The 19,503-nt window shown below is 46.6% G+C and carries 16 protein-coding genes and 1 tRNA gene; 4 read left to right on the top strand and 13 right to left on the bottom strand.

Going from position 1 to position 19,503, the window contains the following annotated elements; all coding sequences use genetic code 11:
- Nucleotides 1–21 precede the first annotated feature (21 nt).
- The 3 genes from ldpA to D0A37_RS20850 all read right to left on the bottom strand — a co-directional run bounded on the left by ldpA (nt 22) and on the right by D0A37_RS20850 (nt 3,783).
- A complete protein-coding gene (ldpA, locus tag D0A37_RS20860; protein WP_242717188.1) occupies nt 22–1,173 on the bottom strand; it encodes a circadian clock protein LdpA in 1,152 nt (383 codons plus the stop codon).
- Between the two features lie 426 nt (nt 1,174–1,599).
- Nucleotides 1,600–2,922: a four-carbon acid sugar kinase family protein gene (locus tag D0A37_RS20855; protein WP_242717186.1), complete on the bottom strand. Its 1,323-nt coding sequence runs from the start codon at nt 2,920–2,922 to the stop codon at nt 1,600–1,602.
- A gap of 192 nt (nt 2,923–3,114) precedes the next feature.
- A complete protein-coding gene (locus D0A37_RS20850; RefSeq protein WP_242717184.1) occupies nt 3,115–3,783 on the bottom strand; it encodes a hypothetical protein in 669 nt (222 codons plus the stop codon).
- A gap of 96 nt (nt 3,784–3,879) precedes the next feature.
- Here D0A37_RS20850 and D0A37_RS20845 point away from each other — a divergent pair, with 96 nt between their 5' ends.
- Nucleotides 3,880–5,049, top strand: a complete 1,170-nt coding sequence (locus tag D0A37_RS20845) for an IscS subfamily cysteine desulfurase (RefSeq protein WP_242717182.1) — start codon at nt 3,880–3,882, stop codon at nt 5,047–5,049.
- A 167-nt stretch (nt 5,050–5,216) separates the two neighbouring features.
- On the opposite strand, the gene D0A37_RS20840 is transcribed toward D0A37_RS20845, so the two are convergent.
- Nucleotides 5,217–6,221 carry a glycosyltransferase family 2 protein gene (locus D0A37_RS20840; protein WP_242725666.1) on the bottom strand — a complete coding sequence of 335 codons (1,005 nt, stop codon included), beginning with the start codon at nt 6,219–6,221 and terminating at the stop codon, nt 5,217–5,219.
- 94 nt (nt 6,222–6,315) lie between these two features.
- On the bottom strand, nt 6,316–7,047 hold the full coding sequence (locus tag D0A37_RS20835) for a C40 family peptidase (RefSeq protein ID WP_242717180.1): 732 nt from the start codon (nt 7,045–7,047) through the stop codon (nt 6,316–6,318).
- Between the two features lie 95 nt (nt 7,048–7,142).
- Here D0A37_RS20835 and D0A37_RS20830 point away from each other — a divergent pair, with 95 nt between their 5' ends.
- Complete coding sequence (locus tag D0A37_RS20830) at nt 7,143–8,081, top strand: serine hydrolase (RefSeq protein WP_242717179.1); 939 nt, start codon at nt 7,143–7,145, stop codon at nt 8,079–8,081.
- A gap of 154 nt (nt 8,082–8,235) precedes the next feature.
- Here D0A37_RS20830 and D0A37_RS20825 read toward each other — a convergent pair.
- The 4 genes from D0A37_RS20825 to alr all read right to left on the bottom strand — a co-directional run bounded on the left by D0A37_RS20825 (nt 8,236) and on the right by alr (nt 12,049).
- Nucleotides 8,236–8,324: transfer RNA gene (locus D0A37_RS20825), tRNA-Ser, on the bottom strand.
- 153 nt (nt 8,325–8,477) lie between these two features.
- A complete protein-coding gene (locus tag D0A37_RS20820) occupies nt 8,478–9,605 on the bottom strand; it encodes a patatin-like phospholipase family protein (protein ID WP_242717178.1) in 1,128 nt (375 codons plus the stop codon).
- Nucleotides 9,606–9,646: 41 nt separating this feature from the next.
- A complete protein-coding gene (locus tag D0A37_RS20815; RefSeq protein WP_242717177.1) occupies nt 9,647–10,501 on the bottom strand; it encodes a mechanosensitive ion channel family protein in 855 nt (284 codons plus the stop codon).
- 342 nt (nt 10,502–10,843) lie between these two features.
- Nucleotides 10,844–12,049 (bottom strand): alanine racemase, encoded by a 1,206-nt coding sequence (gene alr, locus D0A37_RS20810; protein WP_242717176.1) that lies wholly within the window; start codon nt 12,047–12,049, stop codon nt 10,844–10,846.
- 134 nt (nt 12,050–12,183) lie between these two features.
- Between alr and D0A37_RS20805 the strand changes: the two genes are divergently transcribed.
- The gene (locus D0A37_RS20805) at nt 12,184–13,764 is read left to right on the top strand and encodes a peptidoglycan-binding protein (protein WP_242717175.1); all 1,581 of its coding nucleotides are present in this window, start codon (nt 12,184–12,186) and stop codon (nt 13,762–13,764) included.
- Nucleotides 13,765–13,861: 97 nt separating this feature from the next.
- Here D0A37_RS20805 and D0A37_RS20800 read toward each other — a convergent pair whose 3' ends face one another.
- The 4 genes from D0A37_RS20800 to D0A37_RS20785 form a co-directional block, all read right to left on the bottom strand.
- Nucleotides 13,862–14,926, bottom strand: a complete 1,065-nt coding sequence (locus D0A37_RS20800; protein ID WP_242717174.1) for an S-layer homology domain-containing protein — start codon at nt 14,924–14,926, stop codon at nt 13,862–13,864.
- A 182-nt stretch (nt 14,927–15,108) separates the two neighbouring features.
- Entirely contained in the window at nt 15,109–15,990 is an 882-nt protein-coding gene (locus tag D0A37_RS20795; RefSeq protein ID WP_242717173.1) for a hypothetical protein, read from the bottom strand.
- A 123-nt stretch (nt 15,991–16,113) separates the two neighbouring features.
- Nucleotides 16,114–16,719 (bottom strand): DUF1517 domain-containing protein, encoded by a 606-nt coding sequence (locus tag D0A37_RS20790; protein ID WP_242717171.1) that lies wholly within the window; start codon nt 16,717–16,719, stop codon nt 16,114–16,116.
- Nucleotides 16,720–17,188: 469 nt separating this feature from the next.
- A complete protein-coding gene (locus D0A37_RS20785) occupies nt 17,189–17,731 on the bottom strand; it encodes a hypothetical protein (protein ID WP_242717169.1) in 543 nt (180 codons plus the stop codon).
- A 357-nt stretch (nt 17,732–18,088) separates the two neighbouring features.
- On the opposite strand from D0A37_RS20785, the gene rfbB reads away from it, so the two are divergent.
- Entirely contained in the window at nt 18,089–19,195 is a 1,107-nt protein-coding gene (gene rfbB / locus D0A37_RS20780) for a dTDP-glucose 4,6-dehydratase (protein ID WP_242717167.1), read from the top strand.
- The last annotated feature ends 308 nt before the right edge of the window (nt 19,196–19,503 follow it).

Here is a 19,503-nt window from a genome sequence, read left to right as displayed (position 1 = left end):
CCAATTCCCAATTCCCAATGACTAAAATTCTTTGAGCTGGGAAACTAGAGAACAAGCTAAACTCACGGCCTCCGAGAGAAGTTCTGGGACGGCTTCGAGCTGAGGTAGCCGAGATGTTTGAACTCCGGCTCCTGACCGCGCTACTGCCACCGGAACGGCATAGGCTCGATCGATCTGCATTGTTTCTAATTGTTCTAAAATTGGCGATAGCAAAACCCTGGCATAGCTGCCGTAAGCTACACCTGCAATGTATGGGACAGGGGGAACTGATAAATTTTTCCCGCCATCCTTCAACAGTCCGTCGGCTCTCAGCTTGCTGACAGTGTGAGCATTAGTGCCGCCTGCAAGTTGCACGTATCCCGGCAACTGGGCCGCCAAAACTTTTTGACCGAGTTTGACCGCGGCTCTGGTAGTTCCTGTTCCGATATCTCCGCTCATTGGCCTACCGTCGGTTTGCCAAATTAGGGGACAAGGAAGGGGGGAAATTATTTGATAGAGTGTCCGCAAATAATCAATCAAACCGTCTCCATCGGGGCAACTAATTGCTATTACCTTGAGTTGACCGACCCAGGGAGCTATACTCGACCAAAGTCGCGCAAAATCTGCCTCTCTGCCTACTTGCGTGTGGATTTCTAGGGCGTCGGCACCGGATTGCAAGATTAAAGGTGCGATCGCGGCGGGAGCAGACACGTAAGAACGAGTATAAATCAGTTGGCTCGGACAAATCGGCAGACAGCGACCGCAGCCATAGCATTGCTGGTCTATCACCCCGGAAAAACCACTGCCAGCACTCTGAAAAACTATTGCTTCGGCTGGACATATTTTTTCGCACGGCCGCCAGCAGTCCACCGGACAATCGGCTGGGTTGAATTCGGCTTTGCGAAAATGCGGGTCTTCCCCATCATTTAAACTCACCATCAGCAACGGCAACCCTTTGCCGCCAAACCTGCGGTTTTGAGTTCTTGCCTGTAATTCGCTGGCCACTTGTAGGGCTTCTTTCGCTGCTGCGACGGCGGCGGGATCTGCCGCGACATCGATACAGTCAGCGCCTGCTAAGGTGTAAGCCAAGGTGAGATTCCGTACAGCAGGCAGGTGCTGAAAGCTCGCCCCACAGATCAGCTTGAACCAATGGCCACTTTTTAATGAGTTTAGGGGATGATAATGTTCTGTCACCCTTATATGCTAATCCTTTGAACTGAAAATTACTATCTGAAAATTTTTACTTAATTTTAAAATTTAGGCTCATACAAGCTGGAAACGCTACTGATAGCAGTAGCTCTGGCGCTGTTGGCTCTATATGTAGAGTTCTGCCTTAATTTTTTTTTCTAAATTTGATTTTTTTGAGAGCGGCTGCTGAGGGGCGAGTTGGAGATGGCGCGATCGGCTTGAGTGACAGACAGACCTTCTATTGTATCATAGTTGGGTGGCTTTGGCAAGGAAACAGTAGGATAGAGATTTTTGTTTGAAGTTGCCGTGCAGTGGCAATTGCCATAAAGTTCGATCGAGCAGGGAAACCCATCGACGAACCGCAGATGAACATTATCCTCCCTGACTCGAAGCTAAATTCATCTGGGTTAGTCTGCGATTCAACGAGCTATACTACTTGCTCAGCCGCTTGTAAACAGTAGCCAAAGCATGGCTATCCCCCACATTTCCCGGAAACAAAACAACTGGCAAATTGGGAAACAGAGGATGCTCCGCCTCGGTTTTCACCACCGAACAACCTGCAATAATTTGACCGATTTGCCTGACACTTTTCAGCGACAAACCTGTACTCAAAACATCATTAGAAGTAATACCGCCCTTGCTAATCAAAAACCCGATATCCGCAGGCAGTCCCCGCACGATATCCATCAATAAAGCAGAAACCGCTTCTCCAAATTTTAACCGGACTTCGGTATTTTCAAATTCGAGTTCCTTGCGGCTGGTATAAATTACAGGCGTTTTGTTCTCTGCATGAGCAGTGCGGCATTTTTGGAGAATTTCATCGAGCATTTGGGTGCGATACTCTGGTGAATCTTCTACCAAGTGAGATACATCTATTTCAATGCTAACTATATTGGGTTCTTTTAACAAGCGTTCCAATTGTTCGGTAGTTTTCTTAACGTGGGAACCAACTATTACTGCACCCGGTTTGCCATCCCTCACATATTTTGCCATTTCGTCGGCTGCTACTGGCTGTGGGCCGAGGTTAGCTAAGGATGTTAAAATACTTGCTGCACTACGGAATAAAAACTTTTTGCCTTGACTGACTGCATGGAGAATGTGTTTGGCAAATGTGTCTAAATCGCCTTGGCTTTGGCCGTCAACAACTGCACATTGGTTGTCTGTCATGTCCATCAGTCGATCTAAACTTCCGTAGCGAATGTCTCCGAGTAAAATGCGATCGACTGCATCAGCGGGGATGCGACCTTTGGTTTTTTCTTCTACATAGTCGGGGAGGTAACTGTGACTGTACCCGAAGACTGAATCTTTGGCAAATTCGGTTTCGTGTACTGGTGTCGGGACACTGTTAACTATTAGGTAGTGCACGCTGTGGCGAGTAATTCTGCCTCCTTCAAAAAAGGCGGGAATCAGAAAATGAGCGTCGAAGGGGCCAAGTTCTTCGGCGATCGCGTCGGTTTCGATGGGATAGTGACCGCGCAGGGTAGAATCGGAACGGCTAACTATTAGGAAGTCTTCGATTTTTTCGGTGGCGATCGCCCTTTTTAGATTTTGGCACACTTCGCGGGTGACGGAGGCTGCTTTTTCGGGAGTTAGCGATCGAGTATTTGTCAGGATGAAGAAAATCGGGCACTTGTCGCGCAGCCCCAAACGCAGGGTGTCTTCGTCCCAACGTGTCAGCAGCAAGCAACTGTGCACGGTTTGAGAACCAGTCGGATCGTCGTCGAGAACTATAATCTTGGGTTTAACAGAAGACATACTGACCTGGTTGTTAACGTCACCTTTCCAAGATATCCTTACCTGTTACGTAACAGGAAAAAATTTACAATAGTTATGATATTTTTTTCACCATTCTCATAAGTTATAATTTGGAGAATGTGTTTGAGTTCGCTCGGTTCAGTAAGCTTCATGTTGCTACTGGGGAAGAGGCGCACACAGCCGTGTACACTACTAACTTTTGCCCTTTTTAAAATTAGCAGCGTTTAGCTCTTGCAACTTTTTCATTTCTGCTTGAACTCCTACGGCTACCTGCAAAGCTTCGTTGAGCAATCGCCCTTGTTCGCTGGCTCGATCGCTAATTTGCAGGGCATTCAAATTTCTTAAGTTATTGGCAAATAATTCGGAGTTAGTAGCGACAAACTTTTTGTTTTCCCTAAGAATTCTTTCAGTTTTCAAAGCTCGCACTAAATCGTCTCTGATTAGCTGCAAAGCTTGAACTACTTTTGCGCGATCGCCGATTTTGACTTCCACATTGCCAGCATCTTCTATCAGATCATTAATGGCGATCGCTTTGATGATACCGTTATAGCGATCGACATCATCAAAAAGATTGATTAAATGTTGGTTTTGCCGACTGCATCGAATTTTCCACGCATCCTCAAAGATTAAACCGACTATCGCAGCGAAGTGAAGGGCCAACCACAACAAATAAGCTCTAGGAAATATCGCAACCAGCAGCCAACAACTGATTAGAACCAAAACAATTAAACCGACAGTTTTCAAAGCTTCGCGGGCGAACTTAGTCGCTGTCGGCGGCCGGTATACGCGATCGGGCCCCGCGCCGGTGAGGTGCTTGAGCTCACCGAGAGTAATTTCTAATCCCTGAATGTCAGCTCGCATAAATCTTCACAAATATTTGTTAAATATAAAGTTTTGTTGTAGAACAAAGGGCTCGTCTACAATAAACCTAACACTTTTTTCACCCAACCCTGCACTATGTCCGCACGTCCTATATACCTCGACAATCACGCCACAACCCCCGTAGATCCACGGGTAGTTGATGCGATGCTGCCGTATTTCACCGAACAATTCGGCAACGCAGCCAGCATCAACCACGTCTACGGCTGGGAAGCAGAAGCAGCGGTAAAACAGTCACGACAAATCATAGCAGAAGCGATCAACGCCTCCCCAGAAGAAATTGTTTTTACCAGCGGCGCCAGCGAAGCAAATAACTTAGCGATTAAAGGCATCGCTGAAGCTTATTTCAGTAAAGGAAAGCACATTATCACAGTAAAAACCGAACACAATGCAATTCTTGACCCCTGTACCTATTTGCAAAAATTGGGGTTTGACATCACGGTTTTACCTGTCAAAAGCGACGGGCTGGTTGATATAGGTGATTTGATCAAAGCGATTCGGGCCGAGACAATTTTAGTTTCAGTGATGACGGCTAACAACGAAATAGGAGTCATTCAGCCGATCGCAGAAATTGCAGCAATTTGTCGCGGAAATGACATTCTTTTTCACACAGATGCGGCACAGGCGATCGGCAAAATTCCCCTCGACGTAGAGGAGATGAATATTGATCTAATGTCCTTGACAGCCCACAAAATCTACGGGCCAAAAGGGATCGGTGCTCTCTACGTGCGCCGCAACAAACCGAGAGTGCAGCTAGCGCCGCAAATGCACGGAGGAGGACACGAACGGGGAATGCGATCGGGAACTCTCTACCCACCGCAAATAGTTGGGTTTGCCAAAGCAGTAGAATTGGCAATTGCAGAAATGCCGTCGGAAACAGAACGAGTGGTTAATTTGCGGCAGCGTTTGTGGGAAAACTTGAGTGAATTGGGCGATGTTTTTCTCAACGGTCACGCTACGAAGAGATTGCCAGGGAATCTCAATATTAGTGTAGGCGGGGTTGACGGTCAAGCGTTGATGTTAGGTTTGCAACCGGCGGCGGCAGTTTCTTCGGGATCTGCTTGCACTTCGGCGAAAATATCTCCATCTCATGTTTTAGCAGCGATCGGGCGATCGGACAAATTAGCTTACGCTTCAATTCGGTTTGGTATTGGCCGGTTCAATACCGAAGCAGAAATAGATGCAGTCGCCGAACACGCGATCGCAACTATTACATCTCTCCGACAAGCTCAAAAAGTAATGAGTTAGAAAGTATTGGTGTCAACTTAAGCCTAAAACCCACTGTCTCTGTCATTTTTATCTAAGTCTCGATCCCCCTAAATCCCCCTTAATAAGGGGGACTATGAAGATACTCTTATCCCCCCCTTATTAAGGGGGGCTAGGGGGGATCGGGAAGATGAAAAAAAGTCATTTAGTCACTTAGAACCAAACACCTCGCGCACGCGATAAATAGGTTTTCCCTGCGACTCGTGATAAGTCCGCATCATCACTTCCGCCAGCAAACCAAAACAAAATAACTGCACGCCCGTTAACAGCAAAACCACAGCCAAAATCAGCAAAGGACGATTGCCAATACTTTGACCAAAAGCAAATTTTAAGACTGTCAAATAAATCCCTAAAACCGTCCCCAACGTCATAGAACTCAGTCCCAAAAGTCCAAAAACGTGCATCGGTCGAGTCAGGAACTTTTTCATAAAAGAAATAGTTAACAAATCCATCAACACGCGAAAAGTCCGCCAAATTCCGTACTTACTTTGACCGAAACGGCGGGCGTGATGTCGCACAGGCAGTTCTGCAATTCTCGCCCCTTCAATAAACGCCAACGCTGGCAAAAAGCGGTGTAATTCCCCGTACAAATTCAAGTCTGCTACCAACTCGGATTTATAAGCTTTCAAAGAACAGCCGTAGTCGTGCAAAGTTACGCCTGTAACGCGACCAATTAACCAGTTAGCAATTTTAGAAGGAATCAACCGGCTAATAGTATTGTCTTGCCTATTTTTGCGCCATCCGCTAACTAAATCGTAGCCTTCATTTAACTTTGCCAACAACAGCGGAATATCAGCCGGGTCATTTTGCAAATCGCCGTCTAGGGTAACAATAGCACGGCCGCGAGCGCGATCGAAACCTGCCGACATGGCAGCAGTTTGCCCGTAATTGCGGCGCAAAATTACAGCACAAAGGTCATTGCGAGTGCTGGCTAACTGCTGGAGAAGTTCAGCAGAACCGTCCTTAGAACCGTCATCTACACAAATAATTTGATAGCTGAGTCCAGATGGTTGGATAGAAGAGGCGATCGCCTCAATCAAATGAGGCAAACTTTCCACCTCATTATACACCGGCACCACCACCGAAACGTCGGGAACAACCTCAAAGGCAGCCTGCTGTCCCGCCAATTTTTCCAAAAATAATGCAGCGTCCATTTCTTTGTTAGATAACATCAGTAATCATTAGTCATTGGTCATTAGTCATTAGTCATTAGTTAACAGTCACCCGTCAACCGTCAACCGTCAACAACTAACTAGGTTGATAACTTGCCACAACTTTACCATATCCCCGCAATTGCTGGTAATAAGCTTGACTGACTAGATCCCCATCCTCCGACAAAACATCGATACCGATACCGTTGCGACCTTGTGCTTGTCCCGAACTGTGAATGTAGCGGTTCTCTCCGAGATACAATCCTACGTGAGTTGCTTTTTCCGGCGTACCAAAAAATACTAAATCCCCCGATTCTAAAGCAGTGATACTAATAGGTTTAGTAAAAGCTTCCTGCTGATAAGCATCCCTCGGCAACCAGATTCCCGCCGCAACAAAAGCAGCTTGCATCAAGCCCGAACAATCATAATTTGGCCCGACTGTACCGCCCCAAAGATAATAATTGGATTGGTTCATAGCCTGGCGAGTGAAAGTAATTACTATTGGTAATTTTTCCTTGATTTCCGCCTCAGAAACCACCAGAGGATGATACACTGTTTCTGCCACATCGAGCAACTCAACATCTCGAATATCTAGCCATCCCGGATAATCATCTTCGCACAGCCGCACCATCACAGCCGTTGTATCCCCCTGAACAACCGAGTCTATGCCATTTCTCCCCCCCTTCATAAGCTGGGGGGGGTCAACTACTCGCAAATGTCGCCCCAGCGCTGCTTGAGTTGCCAATCGATCGCACTTGGGGGAATCGTAAATATTTATGTGCGATCGGGCTCGGTACTCCACAACATCAGATAATTGATAATTGGCCATTGCTAATTGCTCATTGTTTGCTGTTAATTGTTCGCATTTAACGATAGATTGCCATTAGCTGCTAGCCGTTAACCGTTAAGCGTCAGCCATTAACCATGACATTTTTTCACAAAGACGAACAATTAGAAACCCTCGGCAGTAGCATTATAGACTCCGCATTGTCAGAATTTACAGGCTTAAGTGGCGATCGTATAGCCATTACCTGGATAGTCTACGATCCGCCGGTGCGAGTCAATACAGGCGGGGCCCTGAGTGCAGAAGAATTTTGGAAATATCAACCCCGAGGTTTTAGCGCCAGAAGTTCCGAACGAATTTATCCGGCCAGCATCGTCAAATTATTCTACCTCGTTGCCATCTGGGAATGGGCGCAAAAAGGCATGATTAAAACATCGCCAGAATTAGAACGCGCCGTCCGAGATATGATAGTTGATTCCAGCAACGACGCCACCAGTTTAGTAGTAGATGCCCTCACCGGCACCACCAGCGGGCCAGAATTATCACCCGCCCCCTTTGAAACTTGGAAACAGCAGCGAAACATCGTCAACCGTTACTTTCAATCATTGGATTGGCCGGAATTACAAAATATTAACGCCAATCAAAAAACCTGGTGTGACGGCCCCTACGGTCGCGAGCGAGCATTTCTGGGAGAATTAATGGAAAATAGAAATATGCTGACCACAAATGCAGCGGCGCGTTTGCTGCACAGTATAATCGGCGGCGTAGCTGTTTCTGCCCAAGCATCGCAAGAAATGATGGGTTTAATGAAACGCAGTTTAGACCCAGCAGAATTAGAGGCAGATCCCGAAAATCAAGTTACAGGTTTTTTAGGTGGGGGATTGCCAGAATCAGCAAAATTGTGGTCAAAAGCGGGGCTGACAAGTCAAGTTCGTCACGATGCTGCTTATATTGAAATAGCGGGTTTGCGGCCGTATTTATTGGTTGTATTTACCGAGGGCAAAGAGAATAGCAAGAATGAAGAGATTTTGCCATTTATATCGCGGCAATTTGTCGAAGCGATGAAAGTGCTTAATTAGATTTAGTAGTTGATTATTGCGCCTAGACTAGACTTGAACTGCAAAAATAATTGGGACGGGCTAGAAGCCCATCCCACAAAATTTTCTTGTGGGATGGGCTTCTAGCCCGTCCAAAAATTTGATTAAAAGGAATTTTTTCCTAGAAGCTCTAGAACGGAGAGGGAGGGATTTGAACCCTCGAAGGATGTTAACACCCTTAACAGATTAGCAATCTGCCGCTTTCGACCACTCAGCCACCTCTCCAAGATGACAGTAACTAACTATAGCACACACATCTTCTTTTTGCCAACCCCTAATTGAAAAATTCCTCAATCCCTTACTCTGTATACTTTCCGCCGGAGGCAAAAGGCAGATTTCCCCCAATCTCCCCCTCTGGCCCAACTCCAGACTCGAAACCTACTCCCCAAAGCCCCTAGCCTTCAAGTGATTTTCCCAACTAAAATTGGAACTCAAAAAGAACCTCTTAGTATACAAATACCCCAAGCGGTATAGGTTAGCCTTGCGATCGCCGTCGAGATTAAAGTCCGTCGTCGTCACCCCAGCTTCAGTCACATCAATATTAATCACCCTGCCCTTATCCATTTCCCGCTGGTGATAGCGGTCTCTTGCTTTCATCATCGTTCTGAACATCGCCGCCAGCATCGACAGGGGAGTATCAATCTTAGCTTTAGTCTCAATTCCGGTATCGACTAATCGAAACCCAAAGGTAAACCAGCGCGGCGACGCAGGAGTCGCACCGACGGATTGTTTGTCATAAATCCACAGGGGGAAATTGCTCAAAATTCCGCCATCTACAATTAAGTCATCGCCGAGTTTTCCTGGTTCAAAAAATAGGGGAATACTCATCGACAACCGAACGGCTTCAGCGACGCTAAAATGTTCAGCGCTTGGGAGGCGCAACTGCTCGTACAAAGCATCGGAATCTGTCGATTCGCGCCGATGTAAGTCGTCGGGCAGCACCAACATTTCACCGCGAGTGAGGTTAGAGATTACTACTTTTAATTCCCGGTCTTTTACGATTTGTTTGACATCGGCAAAAGTGTGCAAGTTACCTCGACCGAGCATTGCTTCCAGCCACTGCCGGAACGGCTGCGCCGAATATTCTCCCATCTGACGGCTAACTGTTAGGAAAAGCAGCGTCCAAGCAGGAGATTGCAAGTCGTCGGCGGGGTCGCCGTTTAAAATTAGAGGACTGTTTTTTTGAGTTAAAAATATACTGTAATCGAGCTGTCCTAAAATTTCCTCTAAATCATCAATTGACAAGTCGGTTGCCAATACTGCGGCAGTAATGGCACCTGCCGAAGTACCTGCCAATTTTCGCCACTGGATGCCCAAATCGCTACAGCACCTGAGTGCTCCTAAAAATGCAACTCCGCGCACGCCGCCGCCTTCAAAAACCCCATCGGCATAGATTTGACCGTTTTCGTCGGGAGGCGGAAATTTGCTGAGAATTGTTTGTTTCTCCGTTGCGGTGATTCTGACACCGGGTTCTTGCAAAATTTGCTGCGGATACCACTTGCTCATGGGAAATACCTCGGATAAATTTTGGGTTTTAGATTTTAGATTTATATCTCTTGTTCTTGATTGTTGTCGCCATCCATTGCCTCTTTGACGTATTGTTGAACTTGCGATCGCACTTGTTCGTAGGCCACCGACGCGCACCAAGGCCGGAGAGATAAAATAGTTGTATCGGGAGTAATCTCGGCGACCAAACAAGTCGGGGGCGGATTCTCCAACACCAGCGGGTGAGAGTGGGCAATTTCTAATAACTCAGCTACAGTTGGACGAATTGGCCGATCGCCAATATCAATCTTCAAGTCTACTCGCCTCGTTCCCATTGCCGTGGTATTTTTCAATGTACCGTTAAACAACTGATTGTTCGGGACAATAATTTTTATGCGATCGTCTGTTACCACGGTTGTTGAAAAAATCCCGATGCTGTCCACCACTCCCTTAACATCCGCAGCTTCGATCCCATCTCCGACTTCAAAGGGCCGCAAACTAATCAACATTACCCCAGCAGCAAAGTGCGACAAAGTATTTTGCCACGCCAAACCGATCGCCAAACCCGCGGCACCCACCACCGCAACCACACTGGTAGTTTGAATTCCCAACTGACTCAAAGCGGCGACTACTCCCACTACCAAAATCGTAATTTCAGCAGCTTGAACTAAGAATTTCCGCAGCGTGGCTTCGGTGCGACTCAGTGCTCGGCGAGTCACGCGGCCGGCAAAGTCGATCGCAAATCGCGTAATTAACAAAATGCCGATCGCCCACAGCAGTTGAGGTACAATTTTAAACCCCAATTCTACGAATTTTTTTGAGAATTCTTGGGCTATTTCCAAGGCTTGTGTTCTTTCTGCATTTAGCTGAGAATAGAAGGTTTGGGCTATTGGTAAAAACGTCTGAATAACTGTCATGTTAATTGGCAATTGGGAATTGGGAATTGAGAATTGCAGTCTCAGTCTTATCGCTTATTCCGAGAGTCCGACAGGGGTTGAAAACCCCTGTCTCATAGCGGAAGTCCTCTCAAAGAGGACTAAAATCAATAATTTCCTCGCTCAAAATCTTGAGTCGGTTTTAACGGAGATGTTGCACCATTGTCAATTACTTGTTTAGGAACAGGCAAGATGCCTGTTCCACAAGAGATGAATTTTATTGTGGAACAGGCCGGAAAGCCTGTTAAGCGAGAATGGTGCACCATCTCAGTTAAAACCGACTTTAGCTATGAGGCAGGGGTTTAAACCCCTGCCGGACTACTGTTAATAGTTTACTGCTACGCGGGGCAATCGGTGTTTAAAAGCGCAGAGAATTTCCCACGAAATAGTTCCTAAAGTCGCGGCCCAATCGTCAGCAGTAATTTGATATTCCCCATCTTTGCCCAACAGCGTCACCACTTCACCGACTTCTAAATCGGGAATATCAGTTACATCCAGCATTAACTGATCCATGGTTACCGCGCCCACTTGCCGCACGAATTGACCCCTGACTAAAACCTGCATTTTATTAGAAAGATTGCGCGGAATGCCATCTGCATAGCCGATACCAATTACGGCAATCTGTGTCTGCCGCTGAGCTATAAATTGATAGCCGTAACTGACGCCGGTTCCTGCTTCAATTGTTTTCACCTGCGTTACCCTAGCTTTTACCTGCATTGCGGGCTTCAAATTGGATCTCGACTGCAAGTGAGATGCTGGATAAAGACCGTAGGTAGCTAAACCGACTCGCACTAAATCGTAGTGCAAATCCGGGTCAGCGAGGGCTGCAGCAGAGTTAGCCAAGTGGAGGCGAGGGGGGTTAATTCCTGCTATTTTAATTTGCTCGATCGCCTGTTGAAACCGCTGGTGCTGCTCTATCATAACTGCGGGATCGGGACTGTCTGCTGTCGCCAAGTGAGAGTAAATACTGGCTAATCTTAAATTGGGCAACCGCTTGATTAATTGCACAAATTCTGTGGCTTCTTGCCAGGGCGTACCCAATCGAGACATTCCCGTATCTAACTTAGCGTGAACCGGCAAAGATTGGTTAAGACCAGCGAGAACTTCCGAAAAAATTAGGGCTTGTTTGGCAGTACAAATAGTGGGCTGCAAGTGCCAATGGGCGATCGCCTTTACCTGTTGGGCTGTATGGGTTGCCCCCAACAGCAAAATCGGCGCTTCTATCCCAGCTTCTCGCAATTCTATTCCTTCGGGAATTGTCGCCACTCCCAGCCAACTAGCACCTGCTTGCAATGCTGTTTGACTGACTGCAACAGCACCGTGTCCGTAAGCATCCGCTTTCACAACTGCCATCAGTTCTGTATGGGAAGATAAGAGTTTTTTAAGCTGTTTTACATTGTGAGTTAAAGCTGCTAAATCGATTTCTACCCAAGCCCGCTGGCAAAGTCCCCCGTCATCGTCCCACAGCAACGTCTTCTGGCGGGATTCTTTTGTCGTTGATTCTGCGGTTGTTTTTTCCCCACTCCACATTGTCGATCGCTCCTACTTGCTTGCACCATTAAAAACTGCTTGGAGATTTTACCCTAAGTTTGATTATAATAAGATTCTCTCTTTCATCAAAGTTAACTGGTGTATCATAGCACCAAAAATACCCGGTAAAAACTATGGACGGACTGGCCTACCTACATTTAGCTGAAACTTGGGAAACGGCTGCGGGTCAAACTCGATCGACCCACTCAAAAAGGCACCTGAATTTAGCCTATACTCCTTTACTTTTCTTTACGATCGCTCTCACAATTGTCAATTTAGTCAACCCCGCACTCGCCATCAAAAAAGGTGATTCAGGCCCGGAAGTAGCCCAACTTCAGAAAACTCTACAAAACGCAGGCTATTTTCGTCGCCAGCCCACAGGATTTTACGGTGCTGTAACCCAGGCTGCTGTGAAAAAGTTCCAAGCAGACAACAACCTGAAAGTTGACGGAATTGTTGGCCCTAAAACCTTGTCAGCACTGAAAGGTAAACCGGAAGACGCGAGCATTGAAGGTGCGGAAAAAATCGCGCCCAATATCGATCCATCTTCGCCATCTCCTACCCCCACAGATAACACAAACGAACTCGAAGATCAAACTAAAACTCAGCCCCAAGAACCTCGATTTCAAGAACCATCTTTGCCACCCTTTAAAACTGAAAATTCCGAAGATAAAGAAAGTGAATTACCAGCCACAAAGCTAGTAAATCCTCCCGATAACACTCAAGGAAAAATGACCTTGAAAAAAACAATTTACGGCAACATCTCCCCCAAATCAATAGTTTATTCGGGAGCGGGTTTGTTTTTTGCTCAAAACATGATGTACCGCCACACAATCACAGTTTACGACAGGAACTTTAAATTAGTCAAGACTATTCCCGATACAGTCAACTTGTCGAAGTTCGGCTTTTCTAAATTCAAAGGTAATTATAAAGGCTCTCCCGTAGAAGCTGCTTTTTCAACCGATGGCAAATATGGCTACGTCTCCAACTACAAAATGTACGGTTCGGGGTTTAGAAATCCGGGAACCGACAGGTGTTCTCCAGCGGCCAAACACGACCAAAGTTTTCTGTACCGCATCAATACCCAAACTTTGAACATAGAAAAGGTAATTCCTGTAGGTGCAGTTCCGAAATTCAATGCTGTTTCGCCTGACAATCGCTTCGCGCTCGCTAGCAATTGGTGCAGTTGGGATTTGAGCGTAGTTGATATCAATAAAAATCTCGAAATCGAGCGAGTGAAACTGGGTGCATATCCTCGGGGTATTGTTGTTACTCCCGACTCAAAAAATGCCTATGTTGCCATCATGGGTTCTTCCGATATTGCGAAAGTGAATCTCATAGACTTTTCGGTAGAATGGCTGAGAAATATTGGCAATGCGCCGCGTCATTTGACGATCGATCCCAATGGAAACTATCTGTATGCCACTTTAAATGGTGGAGGGAATGTGGCAAAAATTGACTTGAAGACTGGTAAAGTGGTAGACCAAGTTTCGACTGGAAAAGCCCCCCGCAGTATGACAATTTCTGACCAGGGAAAACTGCTTTATGTGGTCAACTATTTCTCGAATACTGTTAGCAAAGTTAGGACGAGCGATATGAAAGTGCTGCAAACAGTGAAGGTTAATTCACGCCCGATCGGGATTACTTACGATCCGGAAACTAATCAGGTTTGGGTAGCTTGCTATTCGGGCAGCATTATGGTGTTTCAAGATTAATCTAGCTGGTTCGTAGTGAGAAGGCTTCAGTCCTGACTACAAATAAGGGCGATTAAATGTTATTGTGGGGCGGGCTAGGAGCAACGCCCCTAAAATATTACTTAGGCAACTTTAAAGACTTCACAACATACTTAGAAGACTTAGCAGGTACTTGGCCTTTTTTGGCCATAGCTTGGTAAACCATGGCTGCTACTTCAGCGCGAGTTGCTGTTTTATTAGGCTGCAAAAGTGTGCGCTTCGGGTGGTTGACAACTATGCCAGCTTCTGTGGCTGAGGCTACTTTGTTAACTGCCCATTTCGGCACTTTTGCCCTGTCTGTATAAACTTGTAAAATTTTGGTTGCTTTTGTTGATGGTTTCAGGCTCAAACCGCTCGCTAAAGCTGCGATGACTTCGACACGCGGAATCTGTTTTTCGGGACGGAACTCATTGTTTGGGTATCCTTTAAGATATCCAGTTGTGACGGTGTGGTCGATCGCAGGAGCAACAGGACTCTTGTCTTTTACGTCTTTAAAATCAATTGGTTTTCTGATCGGCTTCTTGTCGTCGGACATTCGCTGAATCAAACGCGCTAGTTCGGCTCGCGTCATCGGTTCGTCGGGACGAAATTTGCTGTCAGTGGACTCAGCAAAAATTTTCCGATCGACTAAAGCGACAATGAACGGACGCGCCCAATATTTGTCTGGAACATCGGAGAATCTAACGGGCGCAATTTTGGGTTTATCGGCTTTGGGTTTATCGGCTTTGGGTTTATCGGCTTTGGTAATTGCTGGAGCGGGATTGGTAATTGCTGGAGCGGGAGTCGATCGCGCAATTGGCATGGGAGGAACAACGATCACCCCCACCGGAGGATTTTGCGGTAAAATCGGCCCTAAAGGTCCCACAGGTGCGACATCCGATTTTGAGGGAATCAGGGTTGTACCGGGCGATCGTACATCCGAACTGGGCGATTCTGGCGTTAATATTCCCGGACTCGCGGGTGTGACAGCAGGTTGAGAAAAAACGGCTGGAAATTGCCAATTTCTGGCATTCAATCGATCGGGATTTTTACCTGTTACCCAAAATAAAATTGCTCCCATCGTGCCGAAGGCAACCAAGATCGCAATCAATTCATCCAATCCTAGAGGGTTTCTTTCCCCTGACGGGGGTTGTGAAGAAGACATATTGTCACCTACATATCAATGTAGAAATTAAATCACATATTTTTTGGGTCTGGGGGAAACAGAGAAGGCTCAATCAATTATTCCAAAGTTTTCATTCTCCATACCGGCGGCGGCGGGGTATGGAGAGGGTAGATAAAATCAACTTTTACCGATGTCAGTTGCTGATTTTTGCCCTCTTCAACTCAGCGCCTTCTGCCGCCGAAAGAGCGATTCCGACTAGGTTGACGAGAATTCCTGCCACTACCAAAACTCGGCTGCCGCTTGTATTGATTTCGACGTTGCTGCGGCGATCGCCTCAAAGTGCTGCCACCGTAACCCGAACCGGTCGATCGATTGCCATTTGGCCGTGCTGAGGGTCTTACTGGCTGGTTATATGTGGGCGATCGCAAACGGCCGGTTGTCCTTAAAACTTGACGGTTTCTCACAGCCGGAGGCGCCGTTCGATACCGAGTTTGATACTGCTGAACAGCTTGGCCGTAAGTATTACCATACCCGCCATATCCTGTCATAATCCCCGGCTGATAGACTGGCGGCATATAATATCGTGGTCTAAATAACAAACTGCCGATCGCCTGACCGGCAACAGCTCCAGCAAACGGTGCCCAGAAGCCAGATTGCTGGCGCACTACTACAGTTTGTGGCTGACCTGTTTGAGGATTAGGAACAGTTTCGGTAACGTTGTGAACGTACTCTATTTTAAAATCTTCTGTCAAATGCAGAACCGCTTGATTGTTAGCCACATTTAGATAACTTTTTTTGCCTGCCGATATTTCTTCGTTTGTTAAGCGAGCCATTTGCAAATCCCTAGTGCGGTAAACTGGGGGACTGCCGGCGGGAGTATTCAGCACAATTAAACTGTATTCGCCATTCGCATCGTCGTAGGTAGCTTGCTGTACAGGATATTGACCTTGACTCAAGTTATTATTTGGTGCAGGACGCACTGTGTTAATATTTGGATTCCCAGCAGGATTTGTATAAGTTTGTGTCCGAGAAGAACCGCAGGCGGTTGCCGTCCCTAAAAAAGTTAAGGCCATTAAATAAATTGTTAGTCTTCGCAGCATCATAAATAGTAATTTGTAATTGGTAATTTGTAATTGGGGATGGGTTGTTTGAGAATTGCTCCTTCTTCCTTCTTCCCGAAATCCGTTAGAGCCGTTACTGAATCCGTTGCCGAACTTCTTCTTTCCTTAAAGGGGAATAAGTTCGGCGAAATTTACCAACACTTGGTCGTTGGTAAGTTCGTCTCCCAACTGTGCGGGAGAAAAGTGAACTTGCACAGCTCGGAGCCTTTCTTGGTAATGTAAATTAATCAGGGCTTTTAAACCGACTTTCAGCGCGCTGATGTCAGCAAGGTCCGTTTCTAAAGCAGGAACTTCGCCTTCATACGCAACTGTCAGCATCACCACGACATTTCTAGTTACAGGCAAAGACAATGGGGAATTTTTATCGTAAACCGATGTGCTGTATTGAGGCTCGCTGAGATAGCGATCGGCTGAATCAATGAAAAGTTCATCCACATAATCGCCGGCTTCGCCTTCATTCCAAAAAACATCGCCTTCATTGGCGGCTGATTGCCAGTAGTTGTCGTACTGCAACAGGTGATTGCAAATTTCTACAAGACCTTCCCCTAAAATTGCTATGTCGCCATCGGCATCAATTGCTTCTCGGGCGGTGCGGTTGAGAACTCCTAACAGCGGTGCAACTTCTTCGCCTTGTAGGTGAACGAACACCCGGCAAACTGCCAGTCGAGTTTTACCTGTAAATTGATTGAATCGATCGCGCCAAGCATTCATAATAACCTATAGTTGTAATCTGTAGGGCTATACTTCCAACGATAGCAGGCGATTTGCACCCTTGCCGTCTAACCTCAGATTGATATCGAGGGCCTTTTCAGAGATCGCCTCGGCCGCCTACTGTCTCGCTTTGACTCATCTAATTTTATAGAAGTTTTCAATCGGATCAAATACAGTTCACATACAGTAGGGAAACGGCAAAGCCTTGTCCTGACGGGGAGCGGCGACTTTTAATAATTGGTATGAGATTGATGATTGTAGCAAGAGTTTTTTTTATTGATATTAATTCAACACTCGTTTGCTTAGCCGGAATATGATATTGTGTGCTATCGATTTATTGGTCTATTGTTTGCACTGCTTCGCGATCGCCCGGATAAGCAATTGTAGAGTAGATAATTTAAACTGAAAAAACCTCCAATCTTGCAAGATTGGAGGTGCGCTAAACGAATACTGTGGTTTGAGATAACTATTAGATGCTCGCGCTTTGGACTTGTTCGAGCGCAATTTCAGAACTCAACTCAGCAACTGGCGAAACTGGCAAATCCAGCTCACCACCCGGAGCTTCCGGGTGTTCACGAACGGCTGCAACCGCATCTGCTGACTCAGCTACAGCACCCGCCGGCGCCAAATCGAGCAACGCCGGAACTTCCATGTCTCCAGAAACACCTGCATCTGCGATCGGATCGAGCGACTCTTCAAAAACTTCAAAATTATCGGTCATCGCAGCGCAAGCAGCAGAGGCGCGCTTGCCGGCACGGTAGCTCATGTAGGCCGCTCCGCCACCGAAAACTCCAGCCAAACCTAGGAAACCGAGAGCTGCTGTTTTGTAGGATTTCCACGGATTGATTCGCTCAGAGCCGCCGGAACCTAGGATCGTTGTCGCAGAACCAGATTTAGCCGCCCCAGATTTGCTGTAGGAACAGGGGAAAGCAGATGCGGCGTCACAAACAGCGATACTGCTTGCGATCGCGACGACGGAAGCAATGCCAGCTAACACTTGAAACTTCTTCATGGTGCTCTGGAGATTGTAAAGGATAATTAAAAAATTAATGGTAACAGCTCTTTACAAATGTATCAACTCTGCGCGCCGCCCATATCGAGGATCGATCGCAAAAGTCAGCTATAGCCTCACGCAATTCAAATTTAAATTTGCCAGCTTAAAATTTTGCAATGCTTACTCTGTATGCGTTTCGGCTAAGAGCTCGGTAGAAGTTCAAGTTTTGTGAACCAATACTTAGATCGCGCCCAAATTAGAACATCTGGGGTGAGACAGTAGAAAATTTAGTTACAGACTGGCAAACACCTGGTGACAAACTACTTTTAAGGCTACTTTTGTAAAGGCTTAGTTATTGGAAGAACTCTTATTTTTATGGCAGACAACGCGACTCAAGGCATTGAGCGAGCCCCTCGCCGATTGTTGGTGACGGGCGGGGCTGGATTTATCGGAGCGAATTTTGTGCATCACTGGTGCAGCAGCTATCCGGGCGATCGAGTAGTCGTACTCGACGCTTTAACCTACGCCGGCAACAGACAAACCCTGGCAACTTTGGAAGGAGGAGAAAATTTTCGGTTTGTGCAGGGGGATATTTGCGATCGTACCCTAGTCGATACCTTGCTCAAAGAAGAAAACATCACCACAGTCGCCCACTTTGCCGCAGAATCCCACGTTGACAGGTCAATTATCGGGCCTGCCGCCTTTGTTCAAACAAACGTTGTCGGAACCTTCACACTTTTAGAAGCCTTCCGCAAGCATTTTGAAGCAATTGATGAGTCCTCTCTCAAAGCACAAATGCGCTTCCTTCACGTTTCTACCGACGAAGTTTACGGCAGTCTCGGCCCCGATGACCCAGCCTTCACAGAAACAACTGCCTACTCGCCCAACAGTCCCTACTCAGCCTCCAAAGCTGGCAGTGACCACCTCGCCCGCGCCTATTTCCACACCTACGGCGTCCCGACAATTATCACCAATTGTTCCAACAATTACGGCCCCTATCACTTCCCAGAAAAGCTCATTCCATTAATGTGCATCAATATGCTATTGGGCAAACCGCTGCCAGTTTACGGCGACGGTCAAAACGTGCGAGATTGGCTTTACGTGCTCGACCACTGCCGCGCTTTAGATGCCGTTATTCACCGTGGTCAGCCTGGGGAAACCTACAATGTTGGCGGCAACAACGAGGTAAAAAATCTCGATTTAGTAAAAATGCTGTGTCAGCTAATGGACGAATTAGCTGAGGATTTACCCGCCCGTCCTTGCGAACAATTGATCACATTTGTCAAAGACAGAGCGGGGCACGATCGGCGTTACGCTATTGATGCCAGCAAAATTAAAACTGAGTTAGGTTGGACTCCCTCAGTAACCGTTGAAGAAGGTTTGCGGCAGACGGTAGAATGGTACTTAGCCCATCGGGAGTGGTGGGAACCCCTGCTTTCGGAGGAATATCAAACTTACTACCGGAAAGTTTACTCTAATTAATCTACTCCTGGACGCACGGGCTACCAAAAACCAGCCTCGGTAAAAAACTGGTTTTCAAGCTCAAGAGTGCGTCCAAGAAAGGTTTCTGTCTTGCGTTCAAGCTTTACATTTAAACTCTAGGCGCAGAAACCGGGTTTGAGGAAAGAAAATCTTTCGTGGAGTGCGATCGCTCAGAGTTAAAAAACCTGTTTTCTTTGGTTTTTGCGCCTAACTTCAGATTTAATTAGCGGCAAATAAATATCACAGACATTCGCTCTTGTCAATCTTTGTGAAGATTTAGTTAAAAATCATCAAAAACCCATAAATTC

This window comes from Microcoleus vaginatus HSN003 (assembly GCF_022701255.1).
GTDB lineage: Bacteria > Cyanobacteriota > Cyanobacteriia > Cyanobacteriales > Microcoleaceae > Microcoleus > Microcoleus vaginatus_B.
This window is presented reverse-complemented; position numbering and strand designations above follow the sequence as displayed.

Excerpts from the sequence above, each read along its gene's own strand:
- D0A37_RS20855 (WP_242717186.1), bottom strand. The coding sequence starts at position 2,922 with ATGTCTTCTGTTAAACCCAAGATTATAGTTCTCGACGACGATCCGACT.
- D0A37_RS20850 (WP_242717184.1), bottom strand. The coding sequence starts at position 3,783 with ATGCGAGCTGACATTCAGGGATTAGAAATTACTCTCGGTGAGCTCAAG.
- D0A37_RS20845 (WP_242717182.1), top strand. The coding sequence starts at position 3,880 with ATGTCCGCACGTCCTATATACCTCGACAATCACGCCACAACCCCCGTA.
- D0A37_RS20840 (WP_242725666.1), bottom strand. The coding sequence starts at position 6,221 with ATGGACGCTGCATTATTTTTGGAAAAATTGGCGGGACAGCAGGCTGCC.
- D0A37_RS20835 (WP_242717180.1), bottom strand. The coding sequence starts at position 7,047 with ATGGCCAATTATCAATTATCTGATGTTGTGGAGTACCGAGCCCGATCG.
- D0A37_RS20830 (WP_242717179.1), top strand. The coding sequence starts at position 7,143 with ATGACATTTTTTCACAAAGACGAACAATTAGAAACCCTCGGCAGTAGC.
- D0A37_RS20820 (WP_242717178.1), bottom strand. The coding sequence starts at position 9,605 with ATGAGCAAGTGGTATCCGCAGCAAATTTTGCAAGAACCCGGTGTCAGA.
- D0A37_RS20815 (WP_242717177.1), bottom strand. The coding sequence starts at position 10,501 with ATGACAGTTATTCAGACGTTTTTACCAATAGCCCAAACCTTCTATTCT.
- alr (WP_242717176.1), bottom strand. The coding sequence starts at position 12,049 with ATGTGGAGTGGGGAAAAAACAACCGCAGAATCAACGACAAAAGAATCC.
- D0A37_RS20805 (WP_242717175.1), top strand. The coding sequence starts at position 12,184 with ATGGACGGACTGGCCTACCTACATTTAGCTGAAACTTGGGAAACGGCT.
- D0A37_RS20800 (WP_242717174.1), bottom strand. The coding sequence starts at position 14,926 with ATGTCTTCTTCACAACCCCCGTCAGGGGAAAGAAACCCTCTAGGATTG.
- D0A37_RS20795 (WP_242717173.1), bottom strand. The coding sequence starts at position 15,990 with ATGATGCTGCGAAGACTAACAATTTATTTAATGGCCTTAACTTTTTTA.
- D0A37_RS20790 (WP_242717171.1), bottom strand. The coding sequence starts at position 16,719 with ATGAATGCTTGGCGCGATCGATTCAATCAATTTACAGGTAAAACTCGA.
- D0A37_RS20785 (WP_242717169.1), bottom strand. The coding sequence starts at position 17,731 with ATGAAGAAGTTTCAAGTGTTAGCTGGCATTGCTTCCGTCGTCGCGATC.
- rfbB (WP_242717167.1), top strand. The coding sequence starts at position 18,089 with ATGGCAGACAACGCGACTCAAGGCATTGAGCGAGCCCCTCGCCGATTG.